Genomic DNA, 13,651 nt, shown 5'->3' with positions numbered 1-13,651 from the left:
GCGGAGGGGATCAGCTGAGGTCGGCGTTCTCCAGGATCTGGGTCATGTCCAGGGCCTGCTTGTTCGCCGACTGCAGCAGGCCGCTCCTGACGGTCTGGACGTTCACGTCGGCGTTGGCCAGCCGGGCGAAGCCGGCCGCGGCCAGCTTGCCCTGGTAGGGCCAGGACAGGGACGGGGTGAGGCCGCCGGTGGAGACCTTCAGGCCGTCGTTGAGGGCATGCCGCACGCTGTCGGAGCTGACCTCGCCGTCGCCGATCTTCTCCAGTGCGGCGGTGAGTACCTGGTAGGCGATCCAGGTGGTCTGCACCCCGGCGTCGGCCGGGTCGATCCGGTTGTCGCCGAAGGCCTCCTTGCTGATGACCTTCTTCATCTCGTCCCAGCGCCGGTCCGAGGCCACCGGGTACCAGCCGGTGATGTACGAGCCCTCGTACGGGCCCGCCGCGCCGCCGGTGGAGTTGATCACCGTCTGGTCGACGCTGCCGACCTCGGCGGCCGTCTTCACCTTCGGGTAGTCCTGGCGGGCCCGCTGGAAGTTGTCCATGAAGGTGGCCGTGCGGTCGCCGAGCTCGGGCACCACGCAGCCCGTCTTCTGCGGGTCCGAGGTGGCGCTCTCCAGGGCCTTCTGCGACTGCTGGTCGTACTCGGTGAGGTCCTCGGCCGCGAGCTGGTCGATCGCCTTGGCGTGGCCGCCCGCGTGCAGGCCCGAGTCGAGCAGCTGGGGCAGCTGGTCACCGGCGATGCTGTCCGGGCGGACCAGGGTGACCGGTCCGCAGGAGTCGGCCAGCGCCTCCCCGAGTCCGGCGAGCAGGGTGAGCGAGCCGCCGTTGACCGGGTAGGAGACGGGGCTGGTGAACTCCTCGTTCGACGCCCCGTAGCCGCCTATGTAGGGGATGGCCGCGCCCTCCAGCGGGGCGAAGTAGGAGTCGCCGAACTGGCTGTAGGAGCCGACCACGGCGGCGACGTTCTCGTCGACCGCGCGCTGGGCGCAGGTCGCGGCGCCCACGCTGGTGTTGTGGTCGTTGCAGGTGAGGAGCTTGAGCCTGTGGCCGTGGATGCCGCCCTGGGAGTTGATCCACTTGATGTAGGCGGCGGCCATGGCGGGCATGCCGGGTTTGTTGGTGGCGCTGGTTCCCTGCGGCGCCCAGGTCATGACCTTGATCGAGTCGTCCGTCGAGGTGGACAGTCCTGAGACGACGCCGCAGCCGGCCGCGAGCGAGGCGCAGGCCGTCATGGCCAGGGCGGACAGAGCGGTGGCTCTGACGCGCCGCCGGGCCGCGGGGAGGACGCTGCTGGGGGCGGTGCTGAGGATGGGGCGCCTGCCGGTCATGGACACGCACGATTCCGTCACATCACTAACCCGGAAGTGACCCATGGTCAACGAAGAGTGACGTGCAGGTGAATTGCGGGGGGCATGTCACGGGGGTGTGACGAGGAACGTACGATCGACGACCGTGCAAGGTTCGGAGAACTCTTCCCGTCGCGGCCGTCGCTCCTCCACCATGGGCGGCATGCCACTCAATGACATGCCGTGGTGGCGCTGGCGCAGCAATGTGCGCTCCGCGCTGCACATGCTCTCCGACCCGGACTTCCAGCGGAACGTCTGGCTGGCCGGGCAGGAGGGGTACGGGGACGTGACCGACGCGGTCTACCGGCTGGTCGAGGACACCTGGCTGGACAACTGGTCCGCGGAGAAGTACGTCGGGACGATATTCCGCGACTCGCAGGAGGCGGCGCTCGTCGACACCGCCGTGCTGCGGGTGCTGCGCATCATGCACCAGGTGGGGCCGGACGCGCCCGTCTCCGCCTATCTGGAACACCAGGGGTGGCCGGACGCGGTCCGGGCCGCCCGGGACGCGCACATACGCCTGGCGGCGAGCGACGGCGACGACCCGGACGTCCCGCCACGCAGCCTCGACGTGCTGCGGATCATGACGCGGGCCGCCTGAGCCGCCGGTCCGCGTCGCGGACAGGAACCGCCGGGGCGGGCGGGGCATGAGATTCTGTCGGGCATGACCGATCAGTCCACCCGAGTCCAGGCCGCCCCGGCCGACCAGTACGTCCTCACGCTCTCGTGTCCGGACAAAAAGGGCATCGTGCACGCCGTGTCGAGCTATCTGTTCATGACCGGCTGCAACATCGAGGACAGCCAGCAGTTCGGGGACCACGACACGGGCCTGTTCTTCATGCGGGTGCACTTCTCGGCCGACGCGCCGGTGACGGTCGACAAGCTGCGGGCGAGCTTCGCGGCGATCGGCGACTCGTTCCACATGGACTGGCAGATCAACCGGGCCGACGAGCGGATGCGCATCGTCCTCATGGTCAGCAAGTTCGGCCACTGCCTGAACGACCTGCTCTTCCGCGCCCGCATCGGCGCGCTTCCGGTGGAGATCGCGGCCGTGGTCTCCAACCACACCGACTTCGCGGAGCTGGTGGAGTCGTACCACGTCCCCTTCCACCACATCCCGGTGACGAAGGAGACGAAGGCCGACGCCGAGGCCCAACTGCTCGCCCTCGTCCGCGAGGAGAACGTCGAGCTGGTGGTGCTGGCCCGCTACATGCAGGTCCTCTCGGACGACCTGTGCAAGGAGCTGAGCGGCCGGATCATCAACATCCACCACTCGTTCCTGCCGAGCTTCAAGGGTGCGAAGCCGTACCACCAGGCGCACGCGCGGGGCGTGAAGCTGATCGGTGCGACGGCGCACTACGTGACGGCGGACCTGGACGAGGGCCCGATCATCGAGCAGGAGGTCGAGCGGGTCGGCCACGACGTCACCCCCGACCAACTGGTCGCGATCGGCCGCGACGTGGAGTGCCAGGCGCTGGCACGGGCGGTGAAGTGGCACGCGGAGCGCCGCATCCTCCTCAACGGCCGGCGGACGGTCGTCTTCGCCTGAGGGCACCTTTCCCTGCGGGGGGGCGAGCGGCGCCCAAGGGGCGGGGTGGTTCCGTCGTACGGCGACTGCGGACGCGTGGGGGCCGTTCGCGCAGTTCCCCGCGCCCCCAAAAGAAAGGGTGGACTGCAGCTCCCTTCTTTTCAGGGGCGCGGGGAACTGCGCGATCAGCCACGAACCACCCGCAGTCGCCGTACGACGCAAACCACCCCGCCCCGTGGGCGAACCCCCTACATCCGGCTCAGGCTCGCGGCGGCGAACAGCACGTCCCTGATCGCGGCCCGGTCCCCCAACTGCCCCGCGGCGGCGTCCTCCGGCGGCACATGGCCCGCGGCCAGCCGGCAGAACTCCACGTCGTCGAGGGCCACGTGGGCCACCTCGAACTCCGGTGAGCCCACCGCCCCCGGCGAGTCCAGCGGGATCAGCCACTCGCCGCCGCCGTTGCCCTCGATCTCCAGCCGCAGGCTGCGGCCGGGCCGTCCCGCAGGGACCAGGTGGGGCGTCTGGCCCGGCGACGCCAGCCCCGCCCGCCGGCGCTCGGCCAGCGCAGCGGGCAGCATCCGGGCCGCGAGGTCGATCATCCGGTGCAGGTGTCTGGGAGACGGCGGCCCGTAGGGATAGTCCACGGCCTCCGCGATGTCCTCCGCGTGCACCCAGCACTCGAAGGCGCGGTCCAGCATCGCGTCGTGCAGGGGCAGTTCGAAGTCGCCGTACGACACCCCGAGGCGTCCGGCGCCGCCGCCGGTGAAGGAGACGGTCTGCACCAGCCGGTGGCTCTGCTCCCGCCAGGGCACCCGCACCGCACGCGTCGGCGGGAAGTGCGAGGCCTGCCAGAACGCCTCGGTGCGGGCGGCCGGACCCTGCGCGCGGGCCTCGCCGAGCGGGTCCTCGAGGCCGAGCGCGGTCGCCACCAGCCCGTCGACGGTCAGCAGATGGGCGATCACCCCGGCGACCGTCGTGCGGCGGGTCGCGGCCGCCGCGCCGTCGAACCAGCGCAGCCGCACCGGTGTGTGCCACTCCGCGTCGCCGATGTCCTGGAGCAGGGCGTCCAGGCGGGCGGCCTCCGCGTCGTAGGGCGCCGCCCAGTCGGGGATCGGGATCCTGGCCGGACGGCGGTCCAGGCAGGCCTCCAGGACCCGGGTGCGCAGGCCGGGGTCGAGGTCCAGGCTCTCCGGCTGGTGCAGCAGGCCGACCGCCTCGCGCAGCCGCCGCGCCTCGTCCGCACAGGCCCCGCAGTCCCCGAGGTGGGCCTCGACGGTGAGGGACTCCGCCGCCGAGCACGCGGCCAGCGCCCACGCCCCGAGCAGCGACTTCAGGACGTCGTGCGACAGCTCCAGCGGTACGGGCGGCGGGCCGGCCGGCCCGGGCAGCGGCTGCCCGCCGTCCTCGACGGAGGCCCGGGGCAGCGGTATGCGCGGCGGCCGGCCGACGGCGCCGCCGCCGTCCCGGGGCACGTCACCGTCCCCGGAGCCGGTGCCGTCGTGCGCCCCGGAGAACTCGGCGCCGGTCACCGGCCACCTCCGTACCCGGGAGGCGTCCCGGCGTCGTGCGCGGTGGACAGCAGTTGCAGGCCGAGGCGCAGCCGGCGGCGGGCCTCGTCCTCGGTGACGCCGAGGTCCACCGCGGTCTGCCGGTAGTCGCGGCGCTGGAAGTAGGCGAGCTCCAGGGCGGCGCGCAGCGGGGCCGGCATGGAGTGCACGATGTAGTCGGCGCGGGCCGCGACCGACGCCCGCCGCACCTTGTGCTCCAGCTCCTCGGCGGCCTCCGGGGAGCCGCTGTCGCCGGGGGCGAGCGCGGCGGTCTCGGTGGCGCGCAGGCGCTGCACGGCGAGCCGGTGGGCCAGCGCGGCGAGCCAGGAGCGCAGCGGTCCCTGCCGGGGGTCGTAGGCGTCGGGGTGCTCCCAGACCTGGGCGAAGACCTCGCGGGTTATGCCGTCGGCGGCCCGTTCGTCCCCGAGGACGCGGTGCGCGAGACCGTGCACGAGCGAGGCGAAGCGGTCGTACAGCTCACCGAGGGCGGCCGCCTCGCCGCGGGCGAGCCGCTGCTGCATCTTGCGGTCCCAGCGGGGCGGTGCGTCCTTCTTCGCCATACGGCCCCCTCCCCGTGTCCGTGTCCAGCGTGTCTGCACCGTCACCTCGAATGTAGTCGGCACGTCGGAGGACGCACGCCCCTTTGTGGCAATGCGCGCCCCCTGGCGGGCCGCGGGTGGTAGTGGGCGTTCCCGGTGCGCTCCCGGTACCTCTCGGCTCTCACCCTCGTCTCCGGTCAAACCTTCCGTTCCTGATCGAACAGGACTGACCATGACCGAAACAAGCCCCTTCCTGTTCGATGCTCGTTTGCCGTTCGGGGTTTCGGGGAACGGCCGCTGGGCAGCCGCGCGAGAAGAAGCGTAGGAACACGCTCCGTTTCCGGGCGGTTCCGGAGATCCGGCGAGCGGAGGGCTGAGCCGTGGCTTTCAAGGTGACCGGCGACGAACAGGGCGAGTGGGCCGTGCTCGAGGTGTCGGGCGAACTGGACCTGGTGACCTCGCCGGCGCTGCGCCAGCGGGTGCACGACGTGGTGGCCGAGGGGCACCACAGCCTGGTCCTCGACCTGTCGGACGTCTTCTTCTGCGACTCCAGCGGGGTCGGCGTCCTCATCGCCGTCCGCCGTCTGATCCGCTCCTGCCGGGGCCGGCTGCGGCTGATACTGCCCGCCCAGGGCGCCAGTGACGGTTCTCACGTCAACCGGGTCCTCGGCGCCCTCGGCGTACGGCGGCTCTTCGACGTCTACGCCGACATCGACAGCGCGACCACCGACGAGGAGGACCCGCTGTCCGCCTAGCGAGCCGCGCACGCCCATATCCGACGATCACGACAGTGCCACGTTGTTGTCGCGGAATTCCCCCGGTCTTGGCACAACCGTCGTTTTCCCGCTCTCCTGCCGCCGCCGCGTCGTACGCTCCGATGCGAGATGAACCCCCACGTCACGTAAGGCGGCCCGAACACACATGGTCAGCACCGAGTACGAGCGACGGATCGCCGCCCGGTTCGCAACCTTCGACCAGGACGGCAACGGCTGGATCGACCGCGAGGACTTCAACTCGGCGGCCAAGGCACTGCTCGCCGAGTTCGGCGCGCCCGCCCGCTCCGACAAGGGCCAGGCCCTGTACGCGGGCGCGGAGGCCTTCTGGCAGGGCATGGCCGGGATGGCGGACCGGGACGGCGACCAGCGCATCACCCGCCAGGAGTTCGTGAGCGGCGCCGTCAAGCGGCTGCACGACAACCCCGAGCGGTTCGGCGAGATCGCCCGCCCCTTCCTGCACGCGGCCCTCGCCCTCGCGGACCCCGCGGGCACCGGCACGGCGACCGTCGCCGACACCGCGCGCGTGCTGCGCGTCCTCGGCGTCGCGCCCGAGCTCGCACAGGCGATCGCGTCGGGCCTCGACACCGACGGCGACGGCAACGTGGCGGAGGCCGAGATCGTCCCGGCGTTCGCCCGCTACTTCACGATCCCGGAGTAGGGCTCCCGGAGCTCCCGGAGGCGGGAGCCGGGGCCGGGGCCGGAGTCGGGGCCGGAGTCGAAGCCTCGGAGAAGCGCTCGCGCAGCTTGTACTTGAGCACCTTGCGCAGGGTCTCGTTGCGCGGCAGGGCGTCCACCACCTCCAGCCGCTCGGGCAGCTTGTGCACCGACAGCCCCGCCGCCCGCAGGTACGACACCACCGCCGGGAGCGTCAACGCGGCCGCCCCCGGCGGCTGCTCGACCACCGCGCAGACCAGCTCCCCGCGCTCCGCGTCCGGCAGTCCGACCACCGCCGCGTCGGCCACCGCAGGGTGCGCGGCGAGCAGGTCCTCGATCTCCTTCGCGGAGATGTTCTCGCCCTTGCGGATGATCACGTCCTTGAGCCGTCCGGTGAGGACGAGATGGCCGGTCGCGGTCACCCGGCCCAGGTCGCCGGTGCGCAGGAAGCCCTCCTCGTCGAAGGCCGCGGCGGACTGTGCCGGGTCCAGGTACCCCTGGCACACCGCCTCCCCGCGCAGCCGCACCTCGCCGCCCTCCGCGATCCGGATCTCCATGCCCTCCGGCGGCCTCCCCTCGGTCGTCGCCAGGTTCTCCGCGGTGTCGTCCGGCGCCCCCATCGTGATCATCGGCACCTCGGTCATGCCGTACCCGTGCGTCAGCTGCACCCCCATCTCGCGCACCACCGCGTGGTACACCTCCGGCGGCTTGGGCGCCCCGCCGCCGGCCAGCAGCCGCAGCGAGGGGATCACCGGCACCCCGGGCCGCTTGCGCTGCTCCGCCAGGAACATCGAGTAGAAGGCCGTCGACCCGCCGGCCACCGTGACCCCGTGCCTGCGGTACTCCGGCAGCGCGTCCGGCAGCGCGAACTGCTCGAACATCACCGCGGGGAAGCCGTACAACAGCAGCATCACCGTGTAGTCGGGGCCGGCGATGTGCGCGTACGGGAACGCCATCGAGCCCACGTCGTCCGCCGTGAGCCGCAGCGCGTGCGCGAGACACGAACCGCCCGCGATGAGTGACCGGTCCGTGTGGAGAACGCCCTTGGGGTCCGAGGTGGTTCCCGAGGTCCAGTAGATCCACCGGACGGAGGTGCCCTCGGCGGGCGGGGCGGGCAGCACGTCCGGGTCGCCGTCCGGCAGCTCGTCGTACGCCTCGAAGATCCCCTTCGCGCCCAGCCGCCGCGCCAGCTCCGTGTGGTCGAAGCCGCGCCACACGCCCGGTACGGCGAAGAACTCGGCCCTGGACTCGCGCAGCGCGAAGCCGACCTCGCGATGCCGGTAGAAGGGGATGACGGGGGACTGCACGGCGCCGAGCCGGGCCAGTGCGAAGGACAGCACGGCCGTCTCGATCCGGGTCGGCAACTGCCACGCGACCACGGTCCCGGGGCGCACGCCCATGCCGTGGAGGCCGGCCGCGACGCGTTCGGCGCGTGCGCGCAGCCCGCCGAAGGACAGGGTGCGGTCGCCCTGGAGGAACACCGGCCGGTCCGGGGTGAGTTCGGCGCGGCGGGCGACCAGGTCCCAGAGGGTGCGGGAGGCGCTCAGTTCGTGTGCGGTGGCGTCCATGGAGTCCCCCTGACAGCGGAACTGACGAGTCGTCAGATCGTAGGTCCTGGCACCTTGCCGGTCCAGGGGTGCGGGGCTAGCCTGCGGAGACCTGACGAGCCATCAGCTCCATCAGTTCCGTGGGGGTGTCTGCCGGTGGACCTGTCCTACACGCCCGAGGAGGAGGACTTCCGGGCGCGGCTGCGGGAGTGGCTCGCCAAGGTGCTGCCCGGTCTGCCGCCGAAGCCGGGACCGGAGGACTGGCCGGGCCGCCGCGCCTACGACCTCGGCTGGCAGCGCACGCTGTACGACGCCGGGTACGCCGACGTCCACTGGGACGCGTCGCCCACCATGCGGCTGATCTTCCTCGAGGAGACCGAGCGGGCCGGCGCGCCCTACGTGGGCGCCAACTTCGTCGGCCTGCTGCACGCGGGCCCCACCATCGCGGCCGAGGGCACCGAGGCGCAGCGGGCCCGCTGGCTGGCGCCGATCCTGCGCGGCGACGAGGTGTGGTGCCAGGGCTTCAGCGAACCGGACGCCGGCTCGGACCTGGCCGCGCTGCGCACGCGCGCGTGGCGCGACGGCGACGACTACGTGGTGAGCGGGTCCAAGATCTGGACCTCGCACGCGGAGGTCGCCGACTGGTGCGAGCTGCTGGTGCGCACGGACCCGAAGGCGCCCCGGCACCGGGGCATCACCTGGCTGGCCATGCCCATGGACGTACCGGGCGTCACAGTACGGCCGCTGCGCACGCTCGCCGGGTCCGACGAGTTCGCCGAGGTGTTCCTCGACGAGGTACGGGTGCCCGTGGCCAACCGGGTCGGCGCCGAGAACGACGGCTGGCGGGTGACCATGGTGACCCTCTCCTTCGAGCGCGGCACCGCCTTCGTCGGCGAGGTCGTCTCCTGCCGCCGGGTCCTCGGCGACCTCGCGCGCGCCGCGCACGCGAACGGCAGCTGGGACGACCCGGAGCTGCGCCGCCGCCTCGGCCGCCTGCACGCCGAGTTCCGGGCGCTGTGGCGGCTCACCCAGTGGAACGTCAGCGAGGCGGAGGGCAGGGGCGTGCCGGGCGTCGGGGGCTCGGTCTTCAAGCTGCGCTACTCGCACGCCCGCCAGGAGCTGTACGACGCGGCCGCCGACGTGCTCGGGCCCGACGCGCTCGACCTGGACCGGCCGTGGGTCCTCGACCGGCTCTCCTCGCTCTCGTACACCATCGCGGCCGGGACCTCGCAGATCCAGCGGAACATCGTGGCCGAGCGGATCCTCGGGCTGCCGAAGGGGCGGTGAGCGGACGTGCGCTTTCGACTGACCCGCGACCAGGAGGCGGTGCGGGAGGGCATGCGGGAGCTGCTCGGGCGCCGGTTCGACGGTGCGGCGCTGCGGGCGGCGGCCGGCGGGCCGGCGCGTCTCGACCGGGGCCTGTGGCGGGAGCTGGGGGCCGCCGGGTTCTTCGCGCTGCGGCTGCCGGAGGCCGACGGTGGGGTCGGACTCGGGCTGCCGGAAGCCGTGTTGGTGTTCGAGGAGGCGGGGCGGGCGCTGCTGCCGGGGCCGCTGGTGGCCACCCATCTCGCGGCCGCCGACGTGCCCGGCGCGGCCACCGGGGAGGCCGTGGTGGCCCGCGTGGACGGCGGCCTGGTGGAGTGGCTGGCCGAGGCGGACGCGGTGACCGGGGACGCGTCGGGGGCCGTACCGGTGCGCTCGGCGGACCCGTTGACGCCCCTGCACCGGGTATCGGGGCCGGTCCCGGGACCGGCCGATCCGGTCGCCGTACTGCTCACCGCCGCCGAGCAGCTCGGCACGGCCACGCGCGCGTGCGAGCTGGCCGTGCAACACGCCCGCACACGCGTGCAGTTCGGCCGGCCCGTCGGGGCGTTCCAGGCGGTCAAGCACCTGTGCGCCGACATGCTGGTGCGCGCCGAGACCGCGCGGGCGGCCGTCTACGCCGCCGCCGTCACCGCCGACCCCGTGGACATCGCGGCGGCCCGGCTGCTCGCCGACGAGGCCGCGGTGCGCGGCGCCCGGGACTGCCTCCAGGTGCACGGCGGGATGGGCTTCACGTGGGAGTCGGAGGTGCATCTGCATCTGAAACGGACATGGGTACGGGCGCAGCGTGGTGGAGTGAATGCGGAGCGTGAGGAAATGCTCGCCGCGGAGCTGCTCGGCTGAGCGTTCGAAGCGGCTCTGGCCTGCGGAATCGTGGGTCCGGGTGGCCCGGATGTCGCGGATTGTGGCATACCGGTATCACTGAGCGTGATACCAGGTTGTGTCCAACGCGTGACTCGTCACGGCCTGGAGTCGGCTGCCCCCTCGGGTACCTTCTGTGGGATGCGAGTGGTTCCGAGGACGAGCCATGCCGGCGGTGCCGTCGAAGCGGCCCCGCCGCTCGGGGTGCGTACCGCCGCTCGCAGGGCGGTAAGGGCTTGTGCCCCCGCTTGTTCGACTCCCCGCCGCGAGCGTCGCACAGTATGCCGCAGGCGTACTCCTTCGCGCTGGAATATGCCCGAAGCGCTTGTTGGGGTGACTGTACGTCAACCATGCTGTCTCGTAAGGGAATCACGTTCCGTGAGCCTTGCTCTGGCCGTTGTTCTGGCCATGCAGAAAATGGCTACGATCGTGGCCCTCGCCGTCCTCGTGGTCGCGACCCTCGTCGCGGCCCTGGCTCGGCGCGGGTTCATGTGTCCGCCGGTTCGGATGGTGTGAGCGGTGCAGGTGCTTCAAGTGCAGCTGGAGATCCGGCCCGACCCCACGGAGGTGGGACGGGCCAGAAGGTGGGCTCGCTCGCGCCTCGCCGGGTCCGGTATAGCGGCGGACGAGCCGCTTGCCGAGACGCTGATCCTGCTCGTCTCGGAGCTGGTCACCAACGCCGTGGTGCACACCGGCTGTCCGGCCGTGCTGCGGCTCTCGCTGCCGGGCGCGGACCGCGGCGGTGCCGACGCGTCGGCCACCGTACGGCTGGAGGTCGCCGACGCCAGCGACCGCGCGCCCGTGCCGCGGTGCGCCGACGGCGACGCGACCGGCGGCCGGGGCCTCGCCCTCGTCGACGGGCTCGCCGACCGCTGGGGCTGGAGCCCCGAAGGTGCCGGCAAGCGCATCTGGTGCGAACTCGACCGCTGCTCCGAGACCAGGCAGGGCGCTGCGGTGGCGTACGGGGGCGGGCTGGCCTCGTACGAAGGGCTGGCCTTCGAGGCGGTGTGATCCCGGTGTGCGGTCATGCGCCGGGGTTTGCATCCGTGCGCGCCCATGGTGAACCGGGGCATACGTCGTAAAACCCCGTGCGGGTGTTGACGCCTTGTGACCGTGTGCTCACGCTTGAGGTCTGCGATTCGCCGCGAGGGGACGGCGAGGGTCTGGCTGACGGACGCCCTCGTCGAGTGTGGGTCGAGCCGGACGGCGGCGCGCGGGACCGGGCTCGGGGCGGGCCGGTGCGCGCAGCCGTCCGGATGTGGGGGGAATGGGGGAGGGCCGGTGTCACGCCCCCTCGGGCGTGACACCGGCTTCCCGTGGGGCGCCGTTCACAGGACGGCCACGGGGGCGACCGGGGTGCCCGTCGCCCCGACGAACGGCTCGGGCATCGCCGACAGCAGGAACGCGTACCGGCCGGTTTCTCCACAGGCTGTGGACAACTCTTCGAGGTTCCAGTTCTGCCCCTGCAGCATCCCCATCTCCACCAGGTCCAGGGCGTGCACGGGCAGCCACAGGTCCTCGATCTCGGGCGGGAAGATCTCGAACGTGAGGGTGTCGTTCGCGACGGCGGCCACGTCGCGCGCGTGGAACCACTCCGGGGTGTGCACCGAGAGACCCGGTGACGGGTAGCCGTACCCGTGCTTGTCCCCGGCGAGGTAGACCTGCACCTGCCCGGTCCGTACGAGGACGATGTCGCCGCCCCGGACGCGCGTCCCCGCGAGTTCCTCGGCCGCGTCGAGATCCTCCGGGGTGACCGCGTGCCCGCCCGCCAGCCGGTCCACCCCACGCGCGCGTGCCACGTCGAGCAGCACCCCGCGCGAGACGACGTGCCGCGCCTTGTCGATCCCGCAGAACTCGGCACCCCCGTGCGCGGTCACCGTGCCCGCCGGGCGGCCGTTGTAGAGCCTCCCCGAGTGCGAGACGTGGGGGAGCGCGTCCCAGTGGGTGCCGGCCTGCAGCCCCATGGTCACGGCGTCGTCGCTGCACGCGACCGTCCCCGGGCCGAAGAGCTCCTGGTTGATCTGCACCATGGCGTGCAGCGGGTTGACCCGCCCGGGGATCATCCCGGTCTGCACCCCGTCCTCCCGGAGCGGAAGGGCGAGTGGCACGCGCCGCCCGCTCCGGACGGTCGCCGCGGCCTCCCGCACCACCTCGTCGGTGATCAGGTTCAGCGTGCCGATCTCGTCGTCGGCCCCCCAGCGGCCCCAGTTGTTGACGCGCTTGGCGATGTCGTGGAACGCGGGATGAAGCGCCGGCAGTGACATCTGGGTCCTCCCCAGGCCTTGTGTCCGCACATCTGACGGGTCATAAAATCTAACGGTCCGTCAGAAACCGCGGGAAGGGGCCGGGCGTGGGGAACTTCTTGGCAGGCAAGGTCGTCGCCGTGACGGGTGCGGGGCGCGGTATCGGACGGGCGGTGGCGCTGGCGGCGGCGGCCGAGGGGGCGAAGGTCGTCGTCAACGACTACGGCGTCGCGGTCGACGGCGCCTCGCCCACCAGCGAGGTCGCCGAGGCCGTCGTCAAGGAGATCGAGGCGGCGGGCGGGGAGGCGGTCGCGGTCGCCGACGACATCTCCACGATGGCGGGCGGCCAGCGGGTCGTGGACGTCGCGCTGGCCTCGTACGGCCGGCTCGACGGGGTCGTGTGCGTGGCGGGGATCCTGCGGGAGCGGATGCTGTTCAACATGGCCGAGGAGGAGTGGGACCCGGTGGTCGCCACTCATCTGAAGGGCACGTTCACGGTGTTCCGGGCGGCGTCGGCGGTGATGCGCGCCCAGCGCGCCGGCACGCTGGTCGGCTTCACCAGCGGCAACCACCAGGGGTCGGTCTCGCAGGCCAACTACAGCGCGGCCAAGGGCGGGATCATCTCCCTGGTCCGGAGCGCGGCGCTCGGCCTGCACAAGTACGGGGTGACCGCGAACGCGGTGGCGCCGGTGGCCAGGACCCGGATGTCGGCGGGCGTGCCGACGGAACTGACCGAGATCGGCGAGCCGGAGGACGTCGCCGCGTTCGTGGTCTACCTGCTGTCGGACGCGGCGCGGGACGCGGGGATCACCGGGCAGGTCTACACGGTGGCCGGACCGAAGATCGCGGTCTGGGCCCAGCCGAGGGAGCTGCGCGCCGCGTACGCCGACGGTGGTTCCTGGACGCCGCAACGGATCGCGCAGGCGCTGCCGGGGAGCGTGGGGACGGATCCGATGCCGATGCTGGCGCGACTGGCGGCGATGGAAGCGGCCGCACGCACGGGGAGCCGGCCGAACGCCTAGGGGGCAGGGGGTGCGGACCATGCGCGGGTGCGGCGCCGACGTGGTTGTTCGCGCAGTTCCCCGCGCCCCTGAGGGGGTGCGTGGTGCGTGGTGCGTGTTCGGGTGCGGCGCCGACGTGGTTGTTCGCGCAGTTCCCCGCGCCCCTGAAGGGGTGCGTGGTGTGTGTTCGGGTGCGGGTGTGGCGTCGTGGTGGTTGGTCGTGTGGTTCGGCGCGTCCCTGGGTGGTTGTGCCCGGCGGGGTTCAGAAGCTCGGGCCCCTGCCTCCC

General features: G+C 72.4%; 13 protein-coding genes. 8 read left to right on the top strand and 5 right to left on the bottom strand.

Annotated elements, in window-relative coordinates:
• Positions 1–10: 10 nt before the first annotated feature.
• On the bottom strand, positions 11–1,327 hold the full coding sequence (locus ACZ63F_RS08530; protein ID WP_469709749.1) for an ABC transporter substrate-binding protein: 1,317 nt from the start codon (positions 1,325–1,327) through the stop codon (positions 11–13).
• Positions 1,328–1,499: 172 nt separating this feature from the next.
• Here ACZ63F_RS08530 and ACZ63F_RS08525 point away from each other — a divergent pair, with 172 nt between their 5' ends.
• Entirely contained in the window at positions 1,500–1,946 is a 447-nt protein-coding gene (locus tag ACZ63F_RS08525; RefSeq protein ID WP_352356099.1) for an SCO4402 family protein, read from the top strand.
• Between the two features lie 63 nt (positions 1,947–2,009).
• The gene (gene purU, locus ACZ63F_RS08520; RefSeq protein WP_469709748.1) at positions 2,010–2,894 is read left to right on the top strand and encodes a formyltetrahydrofolate deformylase; all 885 of its coding nucleotides are present in this window, start codon (positions 2,010–2,012) and stop codon (positions 2,892–2,894) included.
• A 227-nt stretch (positions 2,895–3,121) separates the two neighbouring features.
• Here purU and ACZ63F_RS08515 read toward each other — a convergent pair whose 3' ends face one another.
• On the bottom strand, positions 3,122–4,402 hold the full coding sequence (locus tag ACZ63F_RS08515; protein ID WP_469709747.1) for a maleylpyruvate isomerase mycothiol-dependent enzyme family protein: 1,281 nt from the start codon (positions 4,400–4,402) through the stop codon (positions 3,122–3,124).
• Entirely contained in the window at positions 4,399–4,980 is a 582-nt protein-coding gene (locus tag ACZ63F_RS08510) for an RNA polymerase sigma factor (protein WP_352356103.1), read from the bottom strand. Before ACZ63F_RS08510 ends, ACZ63F_RS08515 begins: the two co-directional genes overlap by 4 nt.
• A gap of 359 nt (positions 4,981–5,339) precedes the next feature.
• On the opposite strand from ACZ63F_RS08510, the gene ACZ63F_RS08505 reads away from it, so the two are divergent.
• Together ACZ63F_RS08505 and ACZ63F_RS08500 are read left to right on the top strand one after the other, a co-directional pair.
• Complete coding sequence (locus tag ACZ63F_RS08505) at positions 5,340–5,714, top strand: STAS domain-containing protein (RefSeq protein ID WP_469709746.1); 375 nt, start codon at positions 5,340–5,342, stop codon at positions 5,712–5,714.
• 166 nt (positions 5,715–5,880) lie between these two features.
• Positions 5,881–6,393, top strand: a complete 513-nt coding sequence (locus ACZ63F_RS08500; protein WP_469709745.1) for an EF-hand domain-containing protein — start codon at positions 5,881–5,883, stop codon at positions 6,391–6,393.
• Here the strand turns inward: ACZ63F_RS08500 and ACZ63F_RS08495 are convergent.
• Positions 6,377–7,957, bottom strand: coding sequence for a class I adenylate-forming enzyme family protein (locus ACZ63F_RS08495; protein WP_469709744.1), 1,581 nt, complete (start codon positions 7,955–7,957; stop codon positions 6,377–6,379). The two genes, ACZ63F_RS08500 and ACZ63F_RS08495, sit on opposite strands and share 17 nt — an antisense overlap.
• A 135-nt stretch (positions 7,958–8,092) precedes the next feature.
• Between ACZ63F_RS08495 and ACZ63F_RS08490 the strand changes: the two genes are divergently transcribed.
• The 3 genes from ACZ63F_RS08490 (at position 8,093) to ACZ63F_RS08480 (ending at position 11,131) form a co-directional block, all read left to right on the top strand.
• Positions 8,093–9,223, top strand: coding sequence for an acyl-CoA dehydrogenase family protein (locus ACZ63F_RS08490; RefSeq protein ID WP_469709743.1), 1,131 nt, complete (start codon positions 8,093–8,095; stop codon positions 9,221–9,223).
• 6 nt (positions 9,224–9,229) lie between these two features.
• Positions 9,230–10,102, top strand: coding sequence for an acyl-CoA dehydrogenase family protein (locus ACZ63F_RS08485; protein WP_469709742.1), 873 nt, complete (start codon positions 9,230–9,232; stop codon positions 10,100–10,102).
• 552 nt (positions 10,103–10,654) lie between these two features.
• The gene (locus ACZ63F_RS08480; RefSeq protein ID WP_469709955.1) at positions 10,655–11,131 is read left to right on the top strand and encodes an ATP-binding protein; all 477 of its coding nucleotides are present in this window, start codon (positions 10,655–10,657) and stop codon (positions 11,129–11,131) included.
• 317 nt (positions 11,132–11,448) lie between these two features.
• Here the strand turns inward: ACZ63F_RS08480 and ACZ63F_RS08475 are convergent, their stop codons facing one another.
• Positions 11,449–12,384 carry a cyclase family protein gene (locus ACZ63F_RS08475; protein ID WP_469709741.1) on the bottom strand — a complete coding sequence of 312 codons (936 nt, stop codon included), beginning with the start codon at positions 12,382–12,384 and terminating at the stop codon, positions 11,449–11,451.
• 86 nt (positions 12,385–12,470) lie between these two features.
• On the opposite strand from ACZ63F_RS08475, the gene ACZ63F_RS08470 reads away from it, so the two are divergent.
• Positions 12,471–13,385, top strand: a complete 915-nt coding sequence (locus ACZ63F_RS08470; protein ID WP_469709740.1) for an SDR family NAD(P)-dependent oxidoreductase — start codon at positions 12,471–12,473, stop codon at positions 13,383–13,385.
• Positions 13,386–13,651: the final 266 nt, after the last annotated feature.

This window comes from Streptomyces sp. NPDC104761 (assembly GCF_055583445.1).
This window is presented reverse-complemented; position numbering and strand designations above follow the sequence as displayed.